Origin of the sequence: Guyparkeria sp. SB14A, assembly GCF_005096345.1 — a bacterium.
GTDB lineage: Bacteria > Pseudomonadota > Gammaproteobacteria > Halothiobacillales > Halothiobacillaceae > Guyparkeria > Guyparkeria hydrothermalis.
Genome location: NZ_SWAW01000025.1, coordinates 1 through 21,564, shown reverse-complemented (window position 1 = coordinate 21,564; position 21,564 = coordinate 1). Strand labels below are relative to the sequence as shown.

Sequence of the window (21,564 nt, the reverse complement as noted above, 5' to 3'; positions counted from 1 at the left end):
CGGGTCATCCGGCGCCCTGGGGCACCCCTATCGGTCGGCGTGGGCGGCGGGTTCGCCCTCGTCGCCGGTGTCCGCGTCCGCGGTCTCGTCGTCGTAGAAGGTCCGCCGCGAGATCTGGCAGAAGGCGCCCTGGCGCTTGATGAAGTGGATCGAGCCGGCCACCACCAGTCCACCGATCACCAGCAGCAACAAGCTGCTCTGCACGTAGCCGAGCGTGACGATGGCCACGCCCACCAGGCCGACGTGGCGTGCCTGGATGCGCAGCAGGTCCTCGTGCGGCTGGGAAAGCGCCGCCAGGGCCGCCCATTCGATCGCCAGCACGATCAGCAGCACCAGCGGGGCGACGGCCACGGCCGGGTAGGCGACGGCGATCGCGCCCAGCACGCCGATGATTACCAGCACCGCCCACTGGGCGAGACGCTGGTTGCGCGAGCCCCGGTTGCCGGCGCGCAGCGTGCCCTTAAGGCGCAACCAGTGGATCAGGCCGGTGATGCCGGTCCAGACCCCGATGAAGATACCCAGCACGGCCGCTAGGCGCAGGTCCCAGGCGCCGACGTAGCGGGTGGTCTGCTCCCAGCCGATCACGCCCAGCAGGGTGATGGTGATGCCGCTCCCGATCAGCACGATCGCCGCGCCGCGCACCAGGTCGATCAGGCGGGTGTCCTGGTCGCGGCTGGCGCGATACCAGGGCGCGGCGGCCACGCCGAAGGCGAGTGCCGCGATCGCGAGCCACGCCTTCCAGCCCATGCCGGGCAGGTCACCCGCCGCGCCCGGGAAGAGCGCACCGGCGAGCACGATCAGGATCGCCAGCGGCAGGGCCCACATCCAGACCCGCCGGCGCCCCGGGTGGGTCAGTGCCGAGAGGGTGATCAGCACCAAGCCGAGTGCGAACCAGCCGGCGTTGTCGATCATCAGTCCGATACCCATCACGCCCCCTCCTTGCCGGTCCGCTCGTGGGCGAACTGCCGTTCACGGTCGGCCTCGTCGAGCAGGTCCTGCTCGTCGGGCTCGTCCGCCGGCTCGGCATGCACTTCCTGGCGCAGCAGCAGGAAGGCGGTCGCCGCGGCCTGCGCAGCGAAGAACACCGCGACGGTCGACAGCACCAGCTCGAGCGCGCTTTGCGAGGTCAAGAGCGCGCTGACGGCCGCGACCACCAGGAATCCCGCCAGGGTGGTCACGATCAACAGCCCCCGGCCGCAGTGTTCCCGTTCGGCACGCAGCGCGCCGGTCAGGCCGAGCGCCAGTGCCAGCAGCACCACGTAGGCGGCGATGGTTGGATCCATGTCGGTGTTCCTTCGGTCGTGATGGCCGGTCGTCGGACCGGCCGGATGAAGCGGCGAGTCGTGCCGGATCAGTCGTCGAGCTTTTCCAGGAACGCCTTGGCGTCCAGGGCGGCCATGCAGCCGGTGCCCGCCGAGGTGATCGCCTGGCGATAGACGTGGTCCATGACGTCACCGGCGGCGAACACCCCGTCGACCGAGGTCGCGGTGGCGTTGCCGTTGGTGCCGCTCTTGACGCTGATGTAGCCGCCCGGCATGTCGAGCTGGCCCTCGAAGATGCCGGTGTTGGGCGAGTGGCCGATGGCGATGAACACGCCGGAGAGCTCGAGATCGGTGGTCTCGCCGGCCTTGTCCTTGATGCGCAGGCCGTTGACGCCCATCTGGTCGCCGAGCACCTCGTCGACCTCGTGATTCCAGTGGATCTCGACGTTGCCGTCCTCGGCCTTCTTCATCAGGCGATCGATCAGGATGTCCTCGGCCCGGAAGCGGTCGCGGCGATGCACCACGTGCACCTTGGCGGCGATGTTGGACAGGTACAGCGCCTCCTCGACGGCGGTGTTGCCGCCGCCGACCACGGCGACCGTCTGGTTCTTGTAGAAGAAGCCGTCGCAGGTCGCGCAGGCGGACACGCCCTTGCCGCGGAAGGCCTGCTCGGATTCGATGCCGAGATAGCGGGCCGAGGCGCCGGTGGCGATGATCAGGGCATCGCAGGTGTAGGTGCCCTGGTCGCCGGTGAGCGTGAACGGGCGTTCGTCGAGTTTGGTGGTGTGGATGTGATCGAAGATGATCTCGGTATCGAACTTCTCGGCGTGCGCCTTCATGCGATCCATCAGGGCCGGGCCGGTCAGGTCGTCCGGGTCACCCGGCCAGTTCTCCACCTCGGTGGTGGTGGTCAGCTGGCCGCCCATCTCCATGCCGGTGATCAGGACCGGATCGAGGTTGGCTCGGGCGGCGTAGACCGCGGCGCTGTAGCCGGCGGGGCCGGAGCCGAGGATGAGCAGTTTGCTGTGGCGGGTGTTGCTGTCGGCCATGGTGTGGGAGCGCTCCTGAAATGATTGGTAGTGATGCGTCGCCGAGGGTAATGGCGATACCCGGATGCATGAGCTGGCACGCGATCCGGCAATAGGTGACTCGTTTGCCTAGAATGACCCGGTATTCGGGTTCGGCGATGCCTCGCGAGGCGTCGACCGGGCACGACCAGACTGTAGGATACTCGTCGAAAATTGTTGAGGCCATCGAATGAATTACCAAGGTGAACCGGACTACAAGCACGGCAGCGCGGAACGACTGGGGGTGCTGCTGCTGAACCTCGGTACGCCGGACGCACCCGAGGCGCCGGCACTGCGCCGGTACCTGGCGCAGTTCCTCTCCGATCCGCGCGTGATCGAGCTGCCCAAGTGGAAGTGGTGGCCGATCCTGCACGGCATCGTGCTGCGCACCCGCCCGGCGAAATCCGCGGAGGCCTATCGCTCGGTCTGGGATCACCACGGCGAGGGCTCGCCGCTGTTGACCATTGCGCGAGCGCAGCAGAAGGGACTGCAGGCGCGCTTGAGCGAACAGATGGCCGGCCCGGTGACCGTGGCGCTCGGGATGCGCTACGGCAACCCGTCGGTGCCCTCGGCCCTGCACGAATTGCGCGAGGCCGGCTGCCGGCGCGTGGTCGTGCTGCCGCTCTATCCGCAGTACGCCGGCGCGACCACCGCCTCGACGCTGGACGCGGTCTTCGACGAATTCATGCACTGGCGCTGGGTGCCGGAGCTGCGCACCATCAACCAGTACCACCGCGACCCGGGCTACCTCGATGCGCTCGCGGCCAGCATCCAGGAGCATTTCGACGAGCACGGCAAACCCGACAAGCTGATCATGAGCTACCACGGCGAGCCCAAGCGCTACCTGCTCAACGGCGATCCGTACCACTGCCAGTGCTACGTCACCTCGCGTCTGGTCGCCGAGCGTCTGGGCCTGTCCGAGGACGACTACATGGTCACCTTCCAGTCGCGCTTCGGCCCGGAGGAGTGGCTCAAGCCCTACACCGACGAGACCCTCAAGGCCCTGCCCGGCCAGGGCGTCAAGCACATCGCCGTGGTCTGCCCGGGCTTCTCCGCCGATTGCCTGGAGACCATCGAGGAGATCGGCGACGAGAACCGCGAGTACTTCGAGGAGGCCGGTGGCGAGACCTACCACTACATCCCGGCGCTCAACGACCGCGACGATCACCTCGACGGGCTGGCCCGGCTGGTGCGCCAGCACACCCAGGGCTGGGTCGAGCACAGCGAGTTCGATGCGGTCGAGGACCAGCGCGAGCGTGACCGGGTGCGCGAGAACGCCCTGAAGGTCGGTGCCAAGCAGTAAGGTGTCCGGCACGATGGTGGGGCGCGAACGTGTTGGCTGACGAGGGTCGAAGCGGCCCGCTCTCGGGCATCGGCGTGGTGGTCATCGGCGACGAGATCCTCTCGGGCCGTCGCCAGGACCGGCACCTCGCCGCGGTCGCCGAACGGCTGGCTGCGCGCGGGTTGGTGGTCGACTGGGCCCAGTTCCTGCCCGACCGCGAGGTCACGATCGTCGACCTGCTGCGTCGCAGCCGGGCCGACGGCGCCACCGTGTTCTGCTTCGGTGGCATCGGCGCGACCCCCGACGATCTCACCCGGGCCTGCGCGGCCACGGCCTTCGGGCGGCCGTTGGTACGCCATCCCGAGGCCGCGGCGCTGATCGAGGCCCAGTTCGGCGAGGGGGCCTACCCCAAGCGCATCCTGATGGCCGACCTGCCGGAGGGGGCCGACCTGGTGCCCAACCCGTTCAACCGCGTGCCGGGCTTTGCCCTCGAACGGCACTTCTTCCTGCCCGGCTTCCCCGAGATGGCGCACGCCATGCTCGATCACATCCTCGCCGGCCCGCTCGTTGGGCTCGGGGATGCGGGCTACGTGGAGCAATCGCTGTGGCTGGTGGACACCCCGGAGAGCGAGCTGGTCGACCTGATGGAGGCGTTCTGCGCCGCCCATCCGACCCTGCGACTGTTCAGCCTGCCGGTGCTCTCGACCGAGCGTCGTCTGCTGGAGTTGGGCTTCAAGGGCGAGCGCTCAGAGGTCGAGCGGGCCATGACCGCGCTGGTCGTCGCCCTGGGCGAGCGCGAGATCGTGGCGCATGACCAGCGGCCCGAATGAGACCGATGGGCAGCTCCATGGGGTGTTCCGGGGGGATTGAACTTCATGCGGCCAGCCCTATCTCATCGATTTGGCCCCTCTCGACGGCCCCTTTGCGTTGGCCCGGGGCCTGGCTGTTACCTTTTGCATGATTCCGAACCGGAATAGGAGTTGGTCGATGAAGGCATTCGTGACAATCCGCCCCGCCGCGGCGCTTCTCGTGGCCGTTGCCGCGACGCTGTTGCTGCTGGGGTCGCCCGCCCAGGCGCAGTACCCGGATTTCGCCAAGCTGGCGAAGGACAACGCGCCGGCCGTGGTCAATATCAACACCGTCACCAAGGGTCAGCAGCCGGGCCGTTCCGGCCAGCGCCCGCAGATGCCCAACCTGCCGCCCGGGCCGCTCGGCGACATGTTCCGCGATTTCTTCGAGCAGATGCCGCAGCAGCCGATGCCGCGCTCCCGGCCGGCCCAGTCGCTGGGATCGGGCTTCATCATCAGCGAGGACGGCTACGTCATCACCAACGCGCACGTGGTCGGTGGCGCGGACGAGATCAGCGTGCGCCTGAACAACCAGAAGGAGTACCGCGCCGAGCTGATCGGCGAGGACCGCCGCACCGACATCGCCCTGTTGAAGATCGACGCCGAGGATCTGCCCACCGTGACCATCGGCGATTCCGACGACGTCGACGTGGGCGAGTGGGTGCTGGCGATCGGCGCGCCGTTCGGCCTGGATCACTCGGCCACGCACGGCATCGTCTCGGCCATCGGCCGCGACCTGCCCAACGAGACCTACGTGCCGTTCATCCAGACCGACGCACCGGTCAACCCGGGCAACTCCGGCGGTCCGCTGATCAACGCCGACGGTGAGGTGATCGGCGTCAACTCACAGATCTACACCAACTCGGGCGGTTACATGGGTATCTCGTTCGCGATCCCCGTGAACGTCGCCATGAACGTCGCCGAGCAGTTGAAGGACACCGGCGAGGTGCGTCGCGGGTACCTCGGCGTGATCATCCAGCCGGTCACCGACGAACTGGCGCGCTCGTTCGGTCTCGACGACACGCAGGGGGCGCTGATCGCGCAGGTCCAGCCGGACACCCCGGCGGCCGAGGCGGGCCTCGAGTCCGGCGACATCATCACCGAATTCAACGGCAAGCCGGTCAAGCGTTCCGGCCAGCTGCCGCGCCTGGTCGGCGCCGCCCCGGTGGGCGAACCGGCCGAGGTGACCGTGATCCGCGACGGCGAGGAGATGGCGTTCGAGGTGGTGCTGGCCGAGCTCGATGCCAGTGCGGCGGCCGGCGGCGGTGCGCTGTCGTCGTACGGGTTGTCCGTCATGCCGCTGGAGAAGGACGATCGCGGCAGCCTCGGCGTGCGCTACGGCATCGAGATCGAATCGGTGGCCGGCGACTCGCCGTTCGCCGGGGCGCTCGAGCCGGGTGACGTGCTCCTGGAGGTCAATCGCCGCCCGATGCGCAGCGAGCAGGATCTGGTCGAGGCGCTGTCGTCGGCACCGGAGAATCGCCCGGTTGCGATCCGGCTGCTGCGCCGGGGTCAACCGCTGTTCCTGGCGGTCGACCTCGACTAATACCCGCGGTTCGACCGGAGGAACTTTTAACGGGCTAACCAATCCCACTAAGTGGCTCCTCATGGAAGAACCGCTGCCCCGGCCCGCTGGCCGGGGTTTTTTTTTGTCCGCGGACGGGCACTGGCGACCGTCAGGGGCATTGGGCATTCCTGCCGACCTTCCTTAGAATCCACCCATTTGGACGAACGCATGCGGGTAATCAGTTTCAACGCCAACGGCATCCGCGCCGCCGCGCGCAAGGGGTTCTTCGACTGGCTGGCCACGGCGGACGCCGACCTCGTCTGCATCCAGGAGACCAAGGCCCAGGCCTGGCAGCTGGAAAAGGACCCGACCTTCTGGCCCGAGGGCTACCACTGCCGCTACGTCGATGCCGAGCGCAAGGGCTACAGCGGGGTGGCCATCTACAGTCGGATCGAGCCCAGGGCGGTGACCACCGAGATGGGGCTGGCCGAGTTCGATGCCGAGGGCCGCTACTGCGCCTTCGACCTGGGCGATCTCACCGTCGCCTCGCTCTACCTGCCCTCCGGCTCGGCCGGCGACCACCGCCAGGCCTCCAAGGATCGCTTCCTCGAGGCCTTCCTGCCGATGCTGCAGCGGGTTCGGGACGAGGAGCGTTCGCTGATCCTCTGCGGGGACTGGAACATTGCCCACCGCGAGATCGACCTGAAGAACTGGCGCGCCAACCGCAACAAGTCGGGTTTTCTGCCCTATGAGCGCGCCTGGCTCGATCGCGTGTTCGACGACCTGGGCTTCGTGGATGCCCACCGGACCCTCAAGCCCGACGTCGCCGAGTACACCTGGTGGTCGAACCGGGCGAATGCCTGGAACAACAACGTCGGCTGGCGGATCGACTACCAGATCGTCACCCCCGACCTGCGCGAGCAGCTGGCCGACGTGCAGGTCTATCGCGAGGAGAAGTTCTCCGATCACGCCCCGCTGATCATCGACTACCGCTGAGCCAAGGGGAAACTCGGCACGATTCGATGGTGCCCTTGGCGGCCCGCCCGAAGGGGCCGGTGGGTTTGCCCGCACTCGGCGTTGCCGTCCCTCGCCGGGCAATGAGCCCGCCTTCGGCTCGGCGCCTTGATTGCGAACAAACCCGCCAGCCGGAGACACCATCGAATCGGGCGGAGTTTCCCTGGGGAACCCTGCGGTGCGCGTGGCATCTGACTTATACTTTTCCAGTAACTCGTCAACGCGCACGGAGGTTCCACATGAAACACTGGATGACCCTGGTCCTGGCCGTGGTCGGCCTGGCCTTCCTGTCCGGCTGCGCCAGCAGCCTCTCGAGTGGTGCCTACTCGCGCGATTCGGCCCGCCAGATGCAGACCGTCTACTACGGCACGGTCGACAGCATCCGCACGGTGCAGATCGAGGGCACCAAGACCCCGGTCGGCACCGGTGCGGGCGCCATCGCCGGCGGTATCCTCGGCAACCAGGTCGGCGGTGGCAGTGGCCGCGCGCTGGCGACCGTGGGTGGCGCGCTGCTGGGTGGCGTGGCCGGTTCGGCCGCCGAGGAAGGCATCACCCGCCAGCCGGGCTACGAGATCACCGTGCGGCTGGACAACGGCCGGACGGTCAGCATCGTGCAGGCTGCCGATGTATCCTTCCAGCCCGGCGAGCGCGTGCGAGTGATCGAGGCGCGTGACGGCACCACCCGCGTGACTCGCTGAGACCGACGGCGCGTAAAACCCGAACGCAGGAAGATGGAGAGACGATGACGGCAACGCCGCGTGGACAGCTATTCGTGATTTCGGCGCCCTCCGGGGCGGGCAAGACCAGCCTGATCAAGGCCCTGCGTGAACGTCGGCCGGAGCTCGCGCTGTCGGTCTCGCACACCACCCGTCCGCGGCGGGACGGTGAGGTCAACGGCGAGCACTATCACTTCGTCGACATCTCGCAGTTCGAGGTGATGCTGGCCCAGGAGGCCTTCGTCGAGCACGCCAAGGTGTTCGACAACTACTACGGCACCAGCAAGGCGGCAATCAGCGAGGAGCTCGAGCGCGGCCGCGACCTGATCCTCGAGATCGACTGGCAGGGCGCGGCCCAGGTCAAGAAGCTGTTCCCCGAGGCGATCTTCATCTTCATCCTGCCGCCGAGCAGCGCCGAGCTGGAAAAGCGCCTGCGCAACCGCGCCTCGGACGACGACGAGGTGATCGCCCGCCGCCTGGCCGAGGCCCGGCGCGAGATGAGCGAGTGCCACTGGTACGACTACCTGGTGATCAACGATGCCTTCGAACAGGCGCTCGACGAGCTCGACGCCCTGTTCACCGCCGCCGGGCTGGAGACCGACCGGCAGCGCGAACGGCACCCCGAACTGATCGCCGATTTGCTGGGCGAGGTCGACTGACCGTAAACTAGTGCCCCAAAACGTCTTTTCTCCCGATCCGTTCGCTTGAAGAGACACCGAATCGAGACGCGGCCCGATCGTCCCCCGGATGATCGGGCCGTCCAACCTGTATACCGAGGCTAAGACACCGATGGCACGCGTAACCGTAGAAGACTGCCTGGACAAGATCCCCAACCGTTTCGAGCTGGTGCTGACCGCTGCCAAGCGAGCCCGCCAGATCGAGCACGGCGCCGAGCCGCTGGTGCCGATGGGCAAGGAAAAGCCCACCGTCATCGCCCTGCGCGAGCTGGGCGAGGGCAAGATCGACCGCGCGCGGATCGACGAGATCGAGAAGCAGATCACCCTGTCGCGTTCCGAGATCACCGAGCAGGAAATCCGCGCCGAGCTGGCCCAGTTCGCCGACGAGAGCGCTGAACCGGCCCGCCCGGCCACGCCGGCGACCAGCGACGAGGCCTGAGCCCACGGGCCGGGCTGAGGCACCCATGGAGAGCGGGCAGACAGGGACGCCGGTCGTTGCCGCGACGGCCGAGTCGCATCTGACCGACGTCTTCTTCGCCCCGCTCGCCCAGCACCTCGCCGAGTACCTGGATGCGGCGGACATCGCCCGCATCCGCACCGCCTTCGAATTCGGCGCCCAGGCCCACGCCGGCCAGACCCGCAAGAGCGGGGAGCCCTACATCAGCCACCCGATCGCGGTGGCGCACATCCTCGCCGACCTGCGCATGGACGAGGCCACCCTGGTCGCGGCCATCCTGCACGACGTCGTCGAGGACACCGACATCGTCCACGACCAGATCGTGGCCGAGTTCGGCGAGGAGGTCGCGCACCTGGTCGACGGCGTCTCCAAGCTCGCCCAGATCCGCTTCAAGTCCAAGGCCGAGGCGCAGGCGGCCAACTTCCGCAAGATGATGATGGCGATGGTCGAGGATGTGCGTGTCATCCTGATCAAGCTCGCCGACCGCCTGCACAACATGCGCACCCTGGGCGTCATGCGCCCGGACAAGCGTCGCCGCATCGCGCGCGAGACCCTCGACATCTACACGCCGATCGCCAACCGGCTCGGCCTCAATGCCATCCGTCACGAGCTCGAGGACCTGGGCTTTGCCTCGCTGCACCCGCTGCGTCACCGCATCCTGAGCGAGGCGGTGCGCCGGGCGCGGGGCAACCGCAAGGAGATCGTCGCCGGTATCCAGGAACGCTTCGAGCAGCGCTTCGCCCACGAACGGCTGACCGCCGACACCCTGGCGCGCGAGAAACGTCCCTACTCGATCTACCGCAAGATGCAGTCCAAGCACCTCTCGTTCAAGGAGGTGTTCGACGTGTTCGCGGTGCGCGTGCTGGTCGATTCGGTCGACGACTGCTACCGGGCGTTGGGCATCGTGCACAACCTCTACAAGCCGCTGCCCGGGCGTTTCAAGGACTACATCGCCATCCCCAAGGCCAACGGCTACCAGTCGCTGCACACCATCCTGTTCGGCCCGCACGGCATCCCGCTCGAGGTGCAGATCCGCACCCACGAGATGCACCAGTTCGCCGAATCGGGCATCGCCGCGCACTGGCTGTACAAGGCGCAGGGCGACCACGGCTCGGTCACCCAGACCCGGGCGCGCGAATGGCTGCGCGACCTGCTCGAGATCCAGCAGAAGGCCGGCAATCCGCAGGAATTCCTCGAGTCGGTCAAGGTCGACCTGTTCCCCGACGAGGTCTACGTTTTCACGCCCATGGGCGAGATCATCGAGCTGCCGCGTCGGGCCACGGCGGTGGACTTCGCCTACGCTATCCACACCGACGTGGGCAACACCTGCGTGGCCTGCAAGATCGACCGGCGGTTCGCGCCGCTGTCCACGCCACTGGAATCCGGCCAGACCGTCGAGGTGATCACCGCCCCGGGGGCGGTGCCCAACCCCAGCTGGCTGTCGTTCGTGGTCACCGCGCGTGCCCGGGCGAACATCCGCGCCTACCTCAAGCACCTGCAGGACGCCGAGGCGATTCGTCTGGGTCATCGCCTGCTGGCCAAGGCCATGGTGGCCGAGGGTTGCGACATCGAGGAGCTCGACGAGGCGCGTATCGACAAGATCCTGCGCGAGTATCACCAGGAAAGCTTCAACGACCTGTTGCGCGAGATCGGCCTGGGCAACCGCATGGCCCCGCTGGTGGTCCGCCTGCTCAAGGCCGAGGCCGGCAAGCTCGACCCCGACGAGATCCTGCGCGAGGGTGGCGGCAAGCAGGCGCCGGTGATCATCAGCGGTACCGAGGGACTGGTGGTCAGCTTTGCCGGCTGCTGCCACCCGGTGCCCGGCGACGCGGTGGTCGGGTTCCTGTCCACCGGTCGCGGCATCGTGGTCCACCGCCAGGGCTGCTCGAATGCCAGCGATGCCGGCGAGCACCCGGAACGCTGGCTCGCGGTCGAGTGGGAGGCGGAGCCCACCGGCGAGTACCAGTCGCAGATCAGCATCCAGGCGAACAATGTCCGCGGGGGGCTTGCCCGGATTGCCGCGGCGGTGTCCGACGCCGGTTCGGACATCGACGACGTGCGCTTCGACGACCGCGACGTGAACCTCACCATCATCGACATCACCGTGCGCGTCACCGACCGGATCCACCTGGCCCGGGTGATGCGTGCGATCAAGCAACTGCGTGACGTGGTGCGCGTCTCGCGCCACTGACCCTTCACGGAGAGACCATGAGCCAACGCGAAATCATCCACACCGACGACGCCCCGGCCGCCATCGGCCCCTACTCGCAGGCCGTGCGCGTGGGCGACACCGTCTATCTCTCCGGGCAGATCGCGCTCGACCCGGCGAGCATGACCCTGGTCGAGGGCGGCATCGAGGCGCAAACCCGGCGCGTGTTCGACAACCTCACCGCCGTCTGCCGCGCCGCCGGCGGTGAGCTTGCCGATGTGGTCAAGCTGCAGATCTACCTGCCGGACCTGTCCCACTTCGAGACCGTCAACGGCATCATGAAGGAGTACCTTTCCGAGCCGTTCCCGGCGCGTGCGGCGCTGGGTGTACGCGCCCTGCCGAAGGGCGCCGAGGTGGAAATCGACGGGGTGATGGTCCTGCCTGGCTGATCCTCTTCGATAGTCGAAACGAGAAAAGGCCCGGTTGGCATCGCCACCGGGCCTTTTGCATGGCGACGCGCGGGCAATCCGCGCGGCGGATGCGCGCTCAGTCGAAGTTGTAGACCAGGTTCACCGAGGTGTAGGTGTCCGTCTTCTCGGTGCCCGCCGGCACGTCGGTGTTGTGCTGGACGGTGTAGGAGAGCTTCATCGCCAGCGTCTCGGTGAGCGAGGTGGACAGGCCGGTGACCGATTCGATCTCGGTGTTGTCCTGGCCGGCGAGCACGGTGACGTCCTGGTTGAACTTGGCATAGTCGGAAATGCGGTACTCGAAGCCGCTCGACAGGCGCGCGATGGCATTGGTGTCGCGCTCACCGTCCTCGGTCTCGGCGATGCGCAGACCCGGACCGATCTCGGCGTCCCAGGAACCCCGGTCCGAGATCCACAGCTTGCGGCCATAACCGGCGGCGACACTGGATTGGTACTTGTAGCCGGAGAACTCGTCGTGGGTGCCGCGCAGTACGCCGAACAGGTAGTCGCGTTCGCTCAGCGCGTAGTTGCTCTCGAACTCGCCCAGCGTCCGGTTGGCCGTGTCCTCGCCGTCCTCGCTGGACTGCAGGGTCTCGAGGCGCAGGCGGTGCGTCCACGGGCCGGTCACGTAGCCCAGCTTGAACTTGCCGTTGATGGTGGAGGACTCGGTGTTGCCGGTGGTCATCGATGCGCCGAGTTCGGCCGAGCCGGTCCAGCCGTTGTCGGTCTCGCCGTCGGCGGCCATGGCCGCCGGCATTGCGAGCGGGGCGCAGGCCAGCGGCGCGGCCAACAGCAGGTGACGGGTCTTCATGGGGAAACTCCTGATGGATTGGAACGGATGCGATCAGGTCGTCAACGTCGTGCTTCAGACACGAAAATGCCCCGACTCGGGGCATGGGCGTGACGACATTTGGCGGGGAGCCTAGTCGGTCGATCCATCGTTGTAAACGTATCCGACCCGTTTAATAGGGTTCTCGTCGGGATACGCTCGAGCCCGCAACGGGCGTCCATTCCACGCCGTGGCGTTGCCCGGGTCAGTGGCCTCCGCCCTGGCAGGCCGGCGAGGCGGGGGCATCCTGGCGGGCAGCCCATTCGGCTGGGCTGTAGGTATGCAGCGCGAGGGCGTGCAGGCCCTGCTCGAAGGCGGGCTTGAGCGGGTCCTGCGCCAGCCGGTGGCGACGGATCAGCGGCAGGCCGTCGAAGCGATCACTGACCACTACCACCCGGAAGTGGCTTTCGATGCGGTCGCCGGCGTGCTGCGCCGACTCGTCGGTGATCTCGAGATGGCTCGGGGCAAGCTCCGCTCGGAGGGTGTCCTCGATCCATTGCGCGCGTGTGGTCATCGAAAGTCAGGTCCCGTGGCAGATGAGTGGTCGGATTACAGCAGCCGTACGCCCAGCAGCGGGCGGATGGCATCGGCCGGGGTCGGTCGGCCGATCAGGTAGCCCTGGAAGGAGTGGCAGCCCAGCGAGTCCAGCAGATCGCGCTGCTCGGTGGTCTCCACCCCCTCGGCGATGATCTCCAGCGACAGGGCATTGCCCATCGCGATGATTGCCCGGACGATCTCCAGGTCGTTGCGGTCGCCGAGGATGTCGCGCACGAAGCCCTGGTCGATCTTCAGCCGGTCGAACGAGAATCGCTTGAGATAGCTTAGCGACGAGTAGCCGGTGCCGAAATCGTCCAGTGCCAGGTGGACCCCGAGCTCGCGCACGGCATCCAGCATGGTGGCCGCCTGTTCTGGATCATGGACCAGCGCGGTCTCGGTGAGTTCCAGTTCCAGTCGCTCGGGGGGCAGGCCGGAGATATCCAGGGCGCGTGCGACCCGGTCGGCAAAACAGGGGGCGTGCAGCTGAACGCTGGAGACGTTGACCGAGACGGTGATCGCCTCGCCGGTCTCTCGGCCCCACTCGGCGGCCTGGCAGGCCGCCTCGGTCATCACCCAGCCGCCGACTTCGACGATCAGCCCGGACTGTTCGAGGAAGGGGATGAAGTCCTGCGGGCCGCATTGCAGCTCCGGGTCGGGGGCATCCCAGCGCAGCAGGGCCTCGACGCCGGTCACGGCCAGGCCCAGCGCGTCTTGCTGGATCTGGTAGACCAGGTGAAAACGCTCGTGCTCCAGGCTGTCGCGCAGGGCGCCCAGCATCTCCGAGCGCCAGATCTGCCGTTCGGAGAGTTGCGGGCTGAATACCGCCACCGGTTCGCGCTCGTTCTTCTTCGCCTCGAACAGTGCCGCGTCGGCTTGAGTGAGCAGCTGGGCGACGTGGCGACTGTGCGTGGGCCAGAAGGCGATGCCGGTGCTGGCGGTCATGATCAGATTGGTGCTCTCGAGCTCGAATGAGCGGCGCATCAGCTCGCGCAGGGCCTCACCCAGTACCTCGGGGCCGTCCTCCGGCTCAACGTCGCCGGCGAGGATGGCGAACTCGTCGCCGGACAGGCGGGCCACCAGCCAGTCTTCACGCGCGCCCAGTTCCCGCAGCCGGTCGGCCACCTGGCGGATCACGCGGTCGCCCTCCTCGTGGCCATGGCAGTCGTTGATGGTGCGGAACCGGTCGAGGTCCAGCACCGCCACTGCTGCGTGGCGGTTCTCCCGACCCAGCTCGTCCAGCCGCCGCTGCGCCTCGATCTGGAAGAAGCGACGGTTGTAGAGGTGGGTGAGTTCGTCGTGGATGGCCAGGTCTTCGTACTCGGCCTGCGCGCGCAGCTGGGCGGTGATGTTGCGCGCGATCACGATGATCGCGTGGCGCTTGCCGTCGGCGTCGAAGACCGGTTGCTTGATGGTCTCGAACACCTCTTCGTCGCCCTCCGGCGAGGTCACCACCTCGGTCTCGCGGTGGATCTCGCCCGCCGCCCAGGCACGCTGGTCCGATTGCTGACAATGGTAGAAGGTGTCGCGGAAGCACGGTTCGGTCAGTTCCGCGAGTGCGTCGTCGTCACGGCCCCACCAGGGCAGGCCCTCGAGGCGGAACAGGTCGAGGGTGGCCTGGTTGGCCAGGAGCCAGCGCCCCTTGCCATCCTTGACCATGATCACGTCGGGGCTGGCGTCGATCATCAGCCGAACCAGGCGCTCGGTCTCGGCCAGCGCCGACTCGGCGCGCTTCACGCTGGTCACGTCCTGGAGCAGGTGCAGCTCGCGCGGGGTGGCCTTGGGATCGGGATGCGAGCCGAGATGCAGGTGGCGATACACCCGGTGCTCGTCGCTGTCGCTGGGCGGGTGACTGATCAGCCGCGGGCCGGCGTCGCCCTCGCGGTCGTCGAGCATGCCCTCGAGCTTGCTGCTCGCCGGCATGGAGCGCGCCGCCCGATTGATCAGGTGCAGCCGGCCATCGGCGTCGCGTCCGACCAGCGGATCGGGCAAGGCCTCGAGCCAATGCGAGATATCGTGTCGGCGATCCATCATCTCTCGGGGAAACCCTGCACGCATGCCATGCCACCCTGGCTTGGCGAGCCGTTCGTGATCAAGGCGCGCCGAGCGGTAAGGCATTCGTGCACATTTTCCCTAGCCACGGTCATCGTTGGACGCTCCCCTCGCGATGGGTCGCCGGGGGCGCGTTGCCATGAGGCGCCCGATCGGCCAGGTAGATCCGGTTGTCGACCCGTTCCAGGGCGACCGCTTCGAGCCGCTGTCCCTCGCAGGGGCCGGCGGTGCACAGCCCGTCGTCGAGCTGGAAAAAGGCCTGGTGCACGTTGCAGCGCAGTTGCCGTTCGCCCTGGCGCGTCTCGAGAAAATCGTGCCGCTCCCGCGACAGTGGCGAGCCGTTGTGCGGACAGACGTTGCGCCAGGCACAGACCCGCTCGCCGTGGCGCACCACGATCAGCGGCGCCGGCCCGCCCGACGCGCGGCCCTGCGGCCACACGCCGATGGCGTCGATCGGCTCGAGGTCCTCCAGCCGGCACAGGAGGTCCGGATCGTCGGCCGGATCGTTCGGACCCAGCCCTGCCAGCCCGGCCTGCATGAGCTTGCGTTCGGCCAGTCGCACGGCGAATTCCAGCGATTCCAGTGAACCCATCCCGCGCGCGCGGGCGTGGATGAACCCGGCGATCAGGGTGTCGCCGGCGGCGATGCTGTCAATGACCGTATCGACCGGTCGGGCCGGAACATGAGCGGGCTCGGTCTCGTCGGGACGCGACAGCCAGGCCCCGCCGCTGCCCCAACCGAGCACCAGAATGGCCTGCGGCGCCCAGCCACGGGCCTCGCGCAGGAAGGCCGCCGGCTCCTCGAAGCCGCGGCCGTGGGCGAAGGCCCTGGAGAAGAAGATGACGTCGGGAAAGGACCAGAGCTGGTCGAGGTCCGGCCGGTCCTTCTCCACCTCCAGCGAGATGGGCTGGTCGGTGACCCGCGCGCGCGACAGGGCCAGCATGGCGGCCGTCTCGTCGCAGGCGCGTGCCTCGAAATGCAGCCAGTCGTACTCGCTCGGGTCGAGGGCCATGAACGCGCCCAGGTCGAATTCCGGCAGGTCGCGCCAGTGGACGATGGTGCGGCTGCCGGTGGCGCGGTTGACCGTGATGTAGGAGGTGGGCGCGTGGCCCTCCACCCGCCGTGCGTGGCGGGTCTCGATGCCGTAGCGATCCATCAGGTCGGCGATGCGTCGCCCGTCGGCGTCTTCCGCCAGCACGCCGGCGAACTCGACCGGGTGACCGAACTGGCGCAGCACCCGCAGGCTGTTGGCGACATTGCCGCCGAGCTCCACGCGCTGGGCAACGGCGCGCTGCTCGCTGTCCTCGGCCGGGTAGTGATCGAGCTCGTTGATGATGTCCAGCGTGGCTATCCCCACGCCCAGCACGTTCGCCATGAATCCTTGAGTCCCTCAGTGACGATTCCCGGAAGAGTCTACGTGTCCCGGCCGCGCTTGGGGAGGGTTACCGCCTCCACCTGCCACTCGTCGACGGTGGCCGTCAGGCGCAGGAAGCCGATCCCGCCGAAGGCGCGCTGCCGGCCGGCGGCGCCCGGGTTGAGCACCCAGGGTGTCTCGTCGGTGTCGATCACGCGCCGGTGGGTGTGGCCATAGACGATCGCGCGCGCCTCCGGGTGACGGCGTCGCAGCCGCTCGTGGCGGGTGCGGGCGGGATTGACGCGATGGCCGTGCTCGACCACCAGCCGCCCGCCCGGCAGGTCGAGGTAGGCCTGCTCGGGCAGGGTGTCGAGCAGTGCCTCGGTGCCTTCCGGCCACTGGCCCGGGGTGTCGTTGTTGCCGCGCACGACCACCAGGTGGCCGCTTTTCGGGGCCAGCTGGCGCAGTTCACCGGGATCGAGCAGGTCGCCGGCATGGACGATCACGTCCACCTCGGCCAGCCACGGCAGCAGGACGCGTTCCAGCGTGCCGTGCGTGTCGCTGATCAGGGCGAGCGTGACTCGCTCTTGGTCACCGAGATCCATCCCGCTCTGATGCACAACCACAGGCTTCCTCCCCTGACGCTTGGCCCGATCCCTGGCTCGGTGCGCTCCGGGCCCGCCGCCGGCGCCAGTAGGCATGAATGGTGACGGCGGTCAGTACCGCCAGCGACGCGATGCCGATCGCGTTCGCTTCCATGGCGTGGCCGGCGGCCGCCCCGCTCGGCAGGCTCCAGTCGAACGCCCGCCACAGCAGGTCCAGCGCAATCCCGGCGACCAGCGCGCAGGCGATCACGGTCACCAGGTACAGCGTGATCAGGCGGTTGCCGAAGTGCTTTCTCAGGATGCCGAGCGTGCCGATGTTGGTGGCCGGCCCGGCAAGCAGGAACACCAGGGCCGCGCCCGGCGACATGCCCGCGACCAGGAGCCCGGCGGCGATCGGCGTCGAGGCGGTCGCGCAGACGTACATCGGGATGCCGATCACCGCCATCAGGAGGTAGCTGCCCACCAGGCCCCAGGCGTTGTCGAAAAAGCCGTCCGGGATCAGCACCACCGCCGTGGCGGCCACGGCCAGGCCGAAGACCATCCACGGCACGATGTCGATCAGCACCTGGCCGAAGGCGTAGGCAAAGCCGCCGGACAGGCGGTCGCGGGCACTCGGCTGGTCCGTTCTCGAGGTCGCCTCGCCATTGCCGCAGCAGGATGCACCGGATGCCGCCTCGTCGCTGTCGCAGTGGCCGGTGATCGATGGGGTCGAGTCGCAGCAGCTGGCCGCTGTCGGGTTCGTCTCCCCGCCACAGCAGCCGCTGTCCCGTTCCTCGCTACAGCAGCCATCGACGGCCGCCGAGGGGCTTGTCGTGGCCGCGTGGTCCGGCGCGGGCCCGGCCAGTCGACCGCTGACCACGCCGGTGACGATCGCGCCGAGGATCGCCGCGATCGGGCGGGCAATGGCATAGACCGGTCCCAGCATGCCGTAGCTGACACTGATCGAATCCGGCCCGGTCTCCGGCGTGGCGACCAGGAAGGCCATCGACGGCCCGCGTCCGGCCCCGGCATCCTTGAGGCCCAGCACCGCCGGCACCACCCCGCAGGAACACAGCGGCAGCGGTGCGCCGATGAATGCCGCGCGAGTGATCGCGCCGGTCGACTCGCCCGACAGGTACTTGGCGATCGCCAGCTGGTCGGAGAACGCCTTGATCAGCGCGGCGATCACCAACCCCAGCAGCAGCCAGGGGGCGGCCTCCAGCGTCAGGAACCACAGCTCGTTGAACCATTGCGTCATCGCGGACCTCCTCGTGGGCCTTCCGGGTCGCGTCAATTCCCCGGCAGGTAGTCCCCAAGTGTCGCACAGATGAAACGGGGCCAGTCGTCCGGGTTCGGGTGTCGAGGTTATTCGTCCGGGGTCGTGTCCGACGCGGCTTGGCCACGCTGTTTGGCGGGGCTATTTGCCTGGGTTATTTGCCTGGGTTATTCGTCGAGCGCGTCGCGTACCGCGCGCCAGGCGCGGCGGCTGATCATCAAGGGCTCGTCGAGGTGATGGACGTGGCAGTGGTGCTGGCCGTCGTGGTGGCTGACCGAGTGGATTTGCGAGGTGTTGACCAGGCTGTTGCGGTGCAGGCGCAGCAACTGCCCGTCGAAGCGTTCCTCGAGATCGTTGAGGCTCGGTTCGATCCAGGCCTCGCGGCGCCGACCATCGGCCGGGTCGAGCAGGTAGAGGTGGGTGGCCTTGTCCTCGGCGACCGCTGCGACCACGTGTTCCGGGCCCAGGCGCAGTTCCTCGCGGCCCAGACGCACGGTCAGGGTCGGTCGGCGGGACTGGTGGCAGCGATTGGGGCGGGCGGCGCGCTCGATCGCCGCGCGCAGGGCCTCGGGCTCGATGGGTTTGAGCAGGTACCCGGCCGGTGCGGTCTCGCTGGCGGGCAGGGCGCGGTCGGCGTGCGCGGTGGTGAAGACGATCGCCGGCGGCACGTCGGCCTCGCGCAGCCGATGGGCCAGCCGGATGCCGTCCTCGCCGGGCATCTCGATGTCGAGGAACACGAGATCCGGCACCGTGCGCATCGCCGCGCAGGCCTCGTCGGCGTTGCCGGCCTCGGCGACCACCTCGATGCCGCCCAGTCGTCCCAACAGACGGCGCAGCCGGTCGCGGGCCAGCGGTTCGTCGTCGACGATCAGGGCGCGGATCATGGCGCGGCCTTCCCGTCGGTGCGCGGCAGGACCAGCTTGACCCGGAAACGCCCGTCGACCGGGCCGGCGCGCAGCGAGGCCGCCTCGCCGAACATCAGCGCCAGCCGGTCGCGGATATTGGCGAGCGCCATGCCGTTGCCGTGGTGATCGTCACCGGGAACCAGGTCGTTCTCGATCACCAGACTGATCGACTGCCGCCCCACCTGACACTCGACCCGGATCGGGCCGGGATCGGCCTGGCGCTCGACGCTGTGTCGCACGGCGTTCTCCACCAGCGGCTGGAGCGTGAGGATCGGCAGGCTGATCGCGGGCAGCGGCTCGGGCAGCTGCCAGTCGACGTGCAGGCGCTCGACCAGCCGCCAGTGCTCGATGTCGAGGTAGCGGCGCGCGAGCTCCACTTCCTCGGCGAGCGTGCTGGTCGAGTCGCTGGCCAGCGCGGCGCGGAACACGCGCGAGAGGTCCAGCACCGCCTGCTCGGCCGCCTCGGGCCGGTCATGGACCAGCTCGGCGACCGTGTTGAGGCTGTTGAACAGAAAGTGCGGCCGGATGCGCGCGTGCAGCGCCGACAGGCGCGCCTCGGCCGCGGCGTTGATCTGGCGGGCATTGCCCAGGTGCAGCGAGAACACCCAGATGCCGATCAGCCCCACCAGCAGGGCGATGGCGAGGTTGTGCAGCAGGAATTCCCCGGCGGTCTCCTGCGGCTGCCAGCCGATCGACTGCAGCGCACCGAAGGCGACCGCGCTGGTCACGGCGGTGACGGTGAGCAACAGCACCACGATGATGGTCAGCAGGGTCGGCAATGGCAGCCGGTCGAGCCAGCGTCGCGCGGCGCAGAGCAGCGCCACGGTCACCAGCGCGATCCAGGTCACCAGCCAGAGCGTCGTGCCGAAGCGCGCCCAGCGTTCCGGTCCCACGCCGGGCACCAGGGTCAGCAGCAACGAGAGTGCCGCCCCCATCGCCAGGGTGATCAGGATCACCCGCGCGGTGCAGAAGGCCGGCAGGGCGGCGGGCAGCAGCGCGCGGTCGCGGGCGGCATCCCTGGCTGGCGGGTTGGTCGGATGAACGGGCAAGCGGCGACTCCTTTCGCGTCGATGACCTGACGGGGTCTATCTTGCCTCAAGGTCTCACGTGAATCGATTCGGGCCTCAGGGTGCCGGCGCTGGCTGCGATATACTCGCGCCACGTTCAAATTCCGACGGCGGCCGGCACGGCCGACCCGATGCGAACCCGATTTGCCGAGGATCACCATGACCGATCGTGACGACAAGCCTGCCGCCAAGCTCTGGGGCGGCCGTTTCTCCGAGCCCACCGACGCCTTCGTCGAGGCCTTCACCGCCTCGATCGGCTTCGACCAGCGCCTCTACGACGAGGACATCACCGGCTCGATCGCCCATGCCCGCATGCTCGCCCGCGTCGGCGTGATCACCGAGGACGAGGCCAAGAAGATCGTCCGCGGGCTCGAGGACATCCGCAATGATATCGAGCGCGGCGATCTCGCCTGGTCGGTGGAGCTCGAGGACGTGCACATGAACATCGAGGCGCGCCTGATCGACCGCATCGGTGATGTCGGCAAGAAGCTGCACACCGGCCGTTCGCGCAACGACCAGGTCGCCACCGACATCCGGCTGTTCATGCGCCGCGCCGTCGACGCCATCATCGAGGAGGCCAACCGCCTGCGCCGCGGGCTGGTGGACCTGGCGGAGGCCGAGGCCGAGACCGTCATGCCCGGCTTCACCCACCTGCAGGTCGCCCAGCCGGTCAGCTTCGGCCACCACCTGCTCGCCTGGCACGACATGCTCGAGCGCGACGTCGAGCGCCTGATCGACACGCGAAAGCGCATCAACATCATGCCGCTGGGCTCGGCCGCGCTCGCGGGCACCTCCTACCCGCTCGACCGCGACTGGGTGGCCAACGAACTGGGCTTCGACGGCATCAGCGAGAACTCGCTCGATGCGGTTTCCGATCGCGACTTCCAGATCGAATTCCTGTCCGCGGCCTCGATCCTGATGATGCACCTGTCGCGCATGAGCGAGGAACTGGTGCTCTGGACCTCCGCGCAGTTCAACTTCATCGAACTGCCCGACCGCTTCTGCACCGGCAGCTCGATCATGCCGCAGAAGAAGAACCCCGACGTGCCCGAGCTGGTGCGCGGCAAGACCGGCCGCGTCTACGGCAGCCTGTTCTCCCTGCTCACCCTGATGAAGAGCCAACCGCTGGCCTACAACAAGGACAACCAGGAGGACAAGGAGCCGGTCTTCGACGCCGTCGACACCCTGATGGGCTCGCTGCGGGCGTTTGCCGACATGATTCCGGCCATCCAGCCCAACCGCGAGCGCATGCGCGAGGCCGCCCGCCAGGGCTTCTCCACCGCCACGGATCTCGCCGACTACCTGGTGCGTCAGGGCGTGGCCTTCCGCGATGCCCACGAGATCGTCGGCAAGGCCGTGCGCCAGGCCACTGACAAGGGCTGCGATCTCGCCGACCTGTCACTGGCCGAGCTGCAGGCGCTCTCCGGTCACATCGGCGAGGACGTCTTCGACGTGCTCACCGTCGAGGGCTCCATGGCCGCCCGCGACCTGCCGGGCGGCACCGCGCCAAGCCGCGT

Annotated in this window: 21 protein-coding genes; 10 read left to right on the top strand and 11 right to left on the bottom strand. The window is 68.2% G+C overall.

The genetic code is table 11. From position 1 onward, the window contains the following. Positions 1-27: 27 nt before the first annotated feature. The 3 genes from FAZ79_RS09200 to trxB form a co-directional block, all read right to left on the bottom strand. Positions 28-927 (bottom strand): hypothetical protein, encoded by a 900-nt coding sequence (locus FAZ79_RS09200; RefSeq protein WP_136867676.1) that lies wholly within the window; start codon positions 925-927, stop codon positions 28-30. Further along, complete coding sequence (locus FAZ79_RS09195; protein ID WP_136867675.1) at positions 927-1,283, bottom strand: hypothetical protein; 357 nt, start codon at positions 1,281-1,283, stop codon at positions 927-929. The genes FAZ79_RS09200 and FAZ79_RS09195 overlap by 1 nt, the downstream gene beginning before the upstream one ends. Before the next feature lie 68 nt (positions 1,284-1,351). Beyond that, positions 1,352-2,311, bottom strand: coding sequence for a thioredoxin-disulfide reductase (gene trxB, locus FAZ79_RS09190; RefSeq protein ID WP_136867674.1), 960 nt, complete (start codon positions 2,309-2,311; stop codon positions 1,352-1,354). A 208-nt stretch (positions 2,312-2,519) separates the two neighbouring features. On the opposite strand from trxB, the gene hemH reads away from it, so the two are divergent. The 9 genes from hemH (at position 2,520) to FAZ79_RS09145 (ending at position 11,428) form a co-directional block, all read left to right on the top strand. Then, positions 2,520-3,632: a ferrochelatase gene (hemH, locus tag FAZ79_RS09185; RefSeq protein ID WP_136867673.1), complete on the top strand. Its 1,113-nt coding sequence runs from the start codon at positions 2,520-2,522 to the stop codon at positions 3,630-3,632. A gap of 29 nt (positions 3,633-3,661) precedes the next feature. Further along, positions 3,662-4,441: a competence/damage-inducible protein A gene (locus tag FAZ79_RS09180; RefSeq protein ID WP_231505779.1), complete on the top strand. Its 780-nt coding sequence runs from the start codon at positions 3,662-3,664 to the stop codon at positions 4,439-4,441. A 157-nt stretch (positions 4,442-4,598) separates the two neighbouring features. Continuing rightward, positions 4,599-6,005 (top strand): DegQ family serine endoprotease, encoded by a 1,407-nt coding sequence (locus FAZ79_RS09175; RefSeq protein WP_136867672.1) that lies wholly within the window; start codon positions 4,599-4,601, stop codon positions 6,003-6,005. A gap of 189 nt (positions 6,006-6,194) precedes the next feature. Further along, positions 6,195-6,962 (top strand): exodeoxyribonuclease III, encoded by a 768-nt coding sequence (locus FAZ79_RS09170; RefSeq protein ID WP_136867671.1) that lies wholly within the window; start codon positions 6,195-6,197, stop codon positions 6,960-6,962. A gap of 257 nt (positions 6,963-7,219) precedes the next feature. After that, positions 7,220-7,678, top strand: a complete 459-nt coding sequence (locus FAZ79_RS09165) for a glycine zipper 2TM domain-containing protein (protein WP_136867670.1) — start codon at positions 7,220-7,222, stop codon at positions 7,676-7,678. A 44-nt stretch (positions 7,679-7,722) separates the two neighbouring features. After that, positions 7,723-8,355, top strand: a complete 633-nt coding sequence (gene gmk / locus FAZ79_RS09160) for a guanylate kinase (RefSeq protein ID WP_136867669.1) — start codon at positions 7,723-7,725, stop codon at positions 8,353-8,355. 130 nt (positions 8,356-8,485) lie between these two features. Then, positions 8,486-8,812: a DNA-directed RNA polymerase subunit omega gene (gene rpoZ / locus FAZ79_RS09155; protein ID WP_136867668.1), complete on the top strand. Its 327-nt coding sequence runs from the start codon at positions 8,486-8,488 to the stop codon at positions 8,810-8,812. Between the two features lie 25 nt (positions 8,813-8,837). Beyond that, entirely contained in the window at positions 8,838-11,021 is a 2,184-nt protein-coding gene (locus FAZ79_RS09150; protein WP_136867667.1) for a bifunctional (p)ppGpp synthetase/guanosine-3',5'-bis(diphosphate) 3'-pyrophosphohydrolase, read from the top strand. A gap of 17 nt (positions 11,022-11,038) precedes the next feature. Beyond that, on the top strand, positions 11,039-11,428 hold the full coding sequence (locus FAZ79_RS09145) for a RidA family protein (RefSeq protein WP_136867666.1): 390 nt from the start codon (positions 11,039-11,041) through the stop codon (positions 11,426-11,428). A gap of 97 nt (positions 11,429-11,525) precedes the next feature. Here FAZ79_RS09145 and FAZ79_RS09140 read toward each other — a convergent pair whose 3' ends face one another. From FAZ79_RS09140 to FAZ79_RS09105, 8 genes are all read right to left on the bottom strand, one after another. Then, complete coding sequence (locus FAZ79_RS09140) at positions 11,526-12,257, bottom strand: DUF481 domain-containing protein (protein ID WP_136867665.1); 732 nt, start codon at positions 12,255-12,257, stop codon at positions 11,526-11,528. Between the two features lie 223 nt (positions 12,258-12,480). Beyond that, the gene (locus FAZ79_RS09135; RefSeq protein ID WP_136867664.1) at positions 12,481-12,789 is read right to left on the bottom strand and encodes a BolA family protein; all 309 of its coding nucleotides are present in this window, start codon (positions 12,787-12,789) and stop codon (positions 12,481-12,483) included. 35 nt (positions 12,790-12,824) lie between these two features. Beyond that, positions 12,825-14,840, bottom strand: a complete 2,016-nt coding sequence (locus FAZ79_RS09130; protein WP_169303656.1) for an EAL domain-containing protein — start codon at positions 14,838-14,840, stop codon at positions 12,825-12,827. A gap of 112 nt (positions 14,841-14,952) precedes the next feature. Continuing rightward, positions 14,953-16,236: a PfkB family carbohydrate kinase gene (locus FAZ79_RS09125; protein WP_156227225.1), complete on the bottom strand. Its 1,284-nt coding sequence runs from the start codon at positions 16,234-16,236 to the stop codon at positions 14,953-14,955. A gap of 38 nt (positions 16,237-16,274) precedes the next feature. Continuing rightward, entirely contained in the window at positions 16,275-16,835 is a 561-nt protein-coding gene (locus FAZ79_RS09120) for a metallophosphoesterase family protein (RefSeq protein ID WP_247709533.1), read from the bottom strand. After that, positions 16,807-18,057, bottom strand: a complete 1,251-nt coding sequence (locus FAZ79_RS09115; RefSeq protein WP_136867662.1) for an SO_0444 family Cu/Zn efflux transporter — start codon at positions 18,055-18,057, stop codon at positions 16,807-16,809. The genes FAZ79_RS09120 and FAZ79_RS09115 overlap by 29 nt, the downstream gene beginning before the upstream one ends. A 185-nt stretch (positions 18,058-18,242) precedes the next feature. Further along, positions 18,243-18,959 (bottom strand): LytTR family DNA-binding domain-containing protein, encoded by a 717-nt coding sequence (locus tag FAZ79_RS09110; RefSeq protein ID WP_136867661.1) that lies wholly within the window; start codon positions 18,957-18,959, stop codon positions 18,243-18,245. Then, on the bottom strand, positions 18,956-20,029 hold the full coding sequence (locus FAZ79_RS09105; RefSeq protein ID WP_136867660.1) for a histidine kinase: 1,074 nt from the start codon (positions 20,027-20,029) through the stop codon (positions 18,956-18,958). The genes FAZ79_RS09110 and FAZ79_RS09105 overlap by 4 nt, the downstream gene beginning before the upstream one ends. Positions 20,030-20,206: 177 nt before the next feature. Between FAZ79_RS09105 and argH the strand changes: the two genes are divergently transcribed. Then, positions 20,207-21,564: argininosuccinate lyase (gene argH / locus FAZ79_RS09100; protein ID WP_136867659.1), on the top strand; the 1,358-nt coding region annotated here is incomplete at its 3' end.

Excerpts from the sequence above, each read along its gene's own strand:
- FAZ79_RS09200 (WP_136867676.1), bottom strand. The coding sequence starts at position 927 with ATGGGTATCGGACTGATGATCGACAACGCCGGCTGGTTCGCACTCGGC.
- FAZ79_RS09195 (WP_136867675.1), bottom strand. The coding sequence starts at position 1,283 with ATGGATCCAACCATCGCCGCCTACGTGGTGCTGCTGGCACTGGCGCTC.
- trxB (WP_136867674.1), bottom strand. The coding sequence starts at position 2,311 with ATGGCCGACAGCAACACCCGCCACAGCAAACTGCTCATCCTCGGCTCC.
- hemH (WP_136867673.1), top strand. The coding sequence starts at position 2,520 with ATGAATTACCAAGGTGAACCGGACTACAAGCACGGCAGCGCGGAACGA.
- FAZ79_RS09175 (WP_136867672.1), top strand. The coding sequence starts at position 4,599 with ATGAAGGCATTCGTGACAATCCGCCCCGCCGCGGCGCTTCTCGTGGCC.
- FAZ79_RS09170 (WP_136867671.1), top strand. The coding sequence starts at position 6,195 with ATGCGGGTAATCAGTTTCAACGCCAACGGCATCCGCGCCGCCGCGCGC.
- FAZ79_RS09165 (WP_136867670.1), top strand. The coding sequence starts at position 7,220 with ATGAAACACTGGATGACCCTGGTCCTGGCCGTGGTCGGCCTGGCCTTC.
- gmk (WP_136867669.1), top strand. The coding sequence starts at position 7,723 with ATGACGGCAACGCCGCGTGGACAGCTATTCGTGATTTCGGCGCCCTCC.
- rpoZ (WP_136867668.1), top strand. The coding sequence starts at position 8,486 with ATGGCACGCGTAACCGTAGAAGACTGCCTGGACAAGATCCCCAACCGT.
- FAZ79_RS09150 (WP_136867667.1), top strand. The coding sequence starts at position 8,838 with ATGGAGAGCGGGCAGACAGGGACGCCGGTCGTTGCCGCGACGGCCGAG.
- FAZ79_RS09145 (WP_136867666.1), top strand. The coding sequence starts at position 11,039 with ATGAGCCAACGCGAAATCATCCACACCGACGACGCCCCGGCCGCCATC.
- FAZ79_RS09140 (WP_136867665.1), bottom strand. The coding sequence starts at position 12,257 with ATGAAGACCCGTCACCTGCTGTTGGCCGCGCCGCTGGCCTGCGCCCCG.
- FAZ79_RS09135 (WP_136867664.1), bottom strand. The coding sequence starts at position 12,789 with ATGACCACACGCGCGCAATGGATCGAGGACACCCTCCGAGCGGAGCTT.
- FAZ79_RS09130 (WP_169303656.1), bottom strand. The coding sequence starts at position 14,840 with ATGGATCGCCGACACGATATCTCGCATTGGCTCGAGGCCTTGCCCGAT.
- FAZ79_RS09125 (WP_156227225.1), bottom strand. The coding sequence starts at position 16,236 with ATGGCGAACGTGCTGGGCGTGGGGATAGCCACGCTGGACATCATCAAC.
- FAZ79_RS09115 (WP_136867662.1), bottom strand. The coding sequence starts at position 18,057 with ATGACGCAATGGTTCAACGAGCTGTGGTTCCTGACGCTGGAGGCCGCC.
- FAZ79_RS09110 (WP_136867661.1), bottom strand. The coding sequence starts at position 18,959 with ATGATCCGCGCCCTGATCGTCGACGACGAACCGCTGGCCCGCGACCGG.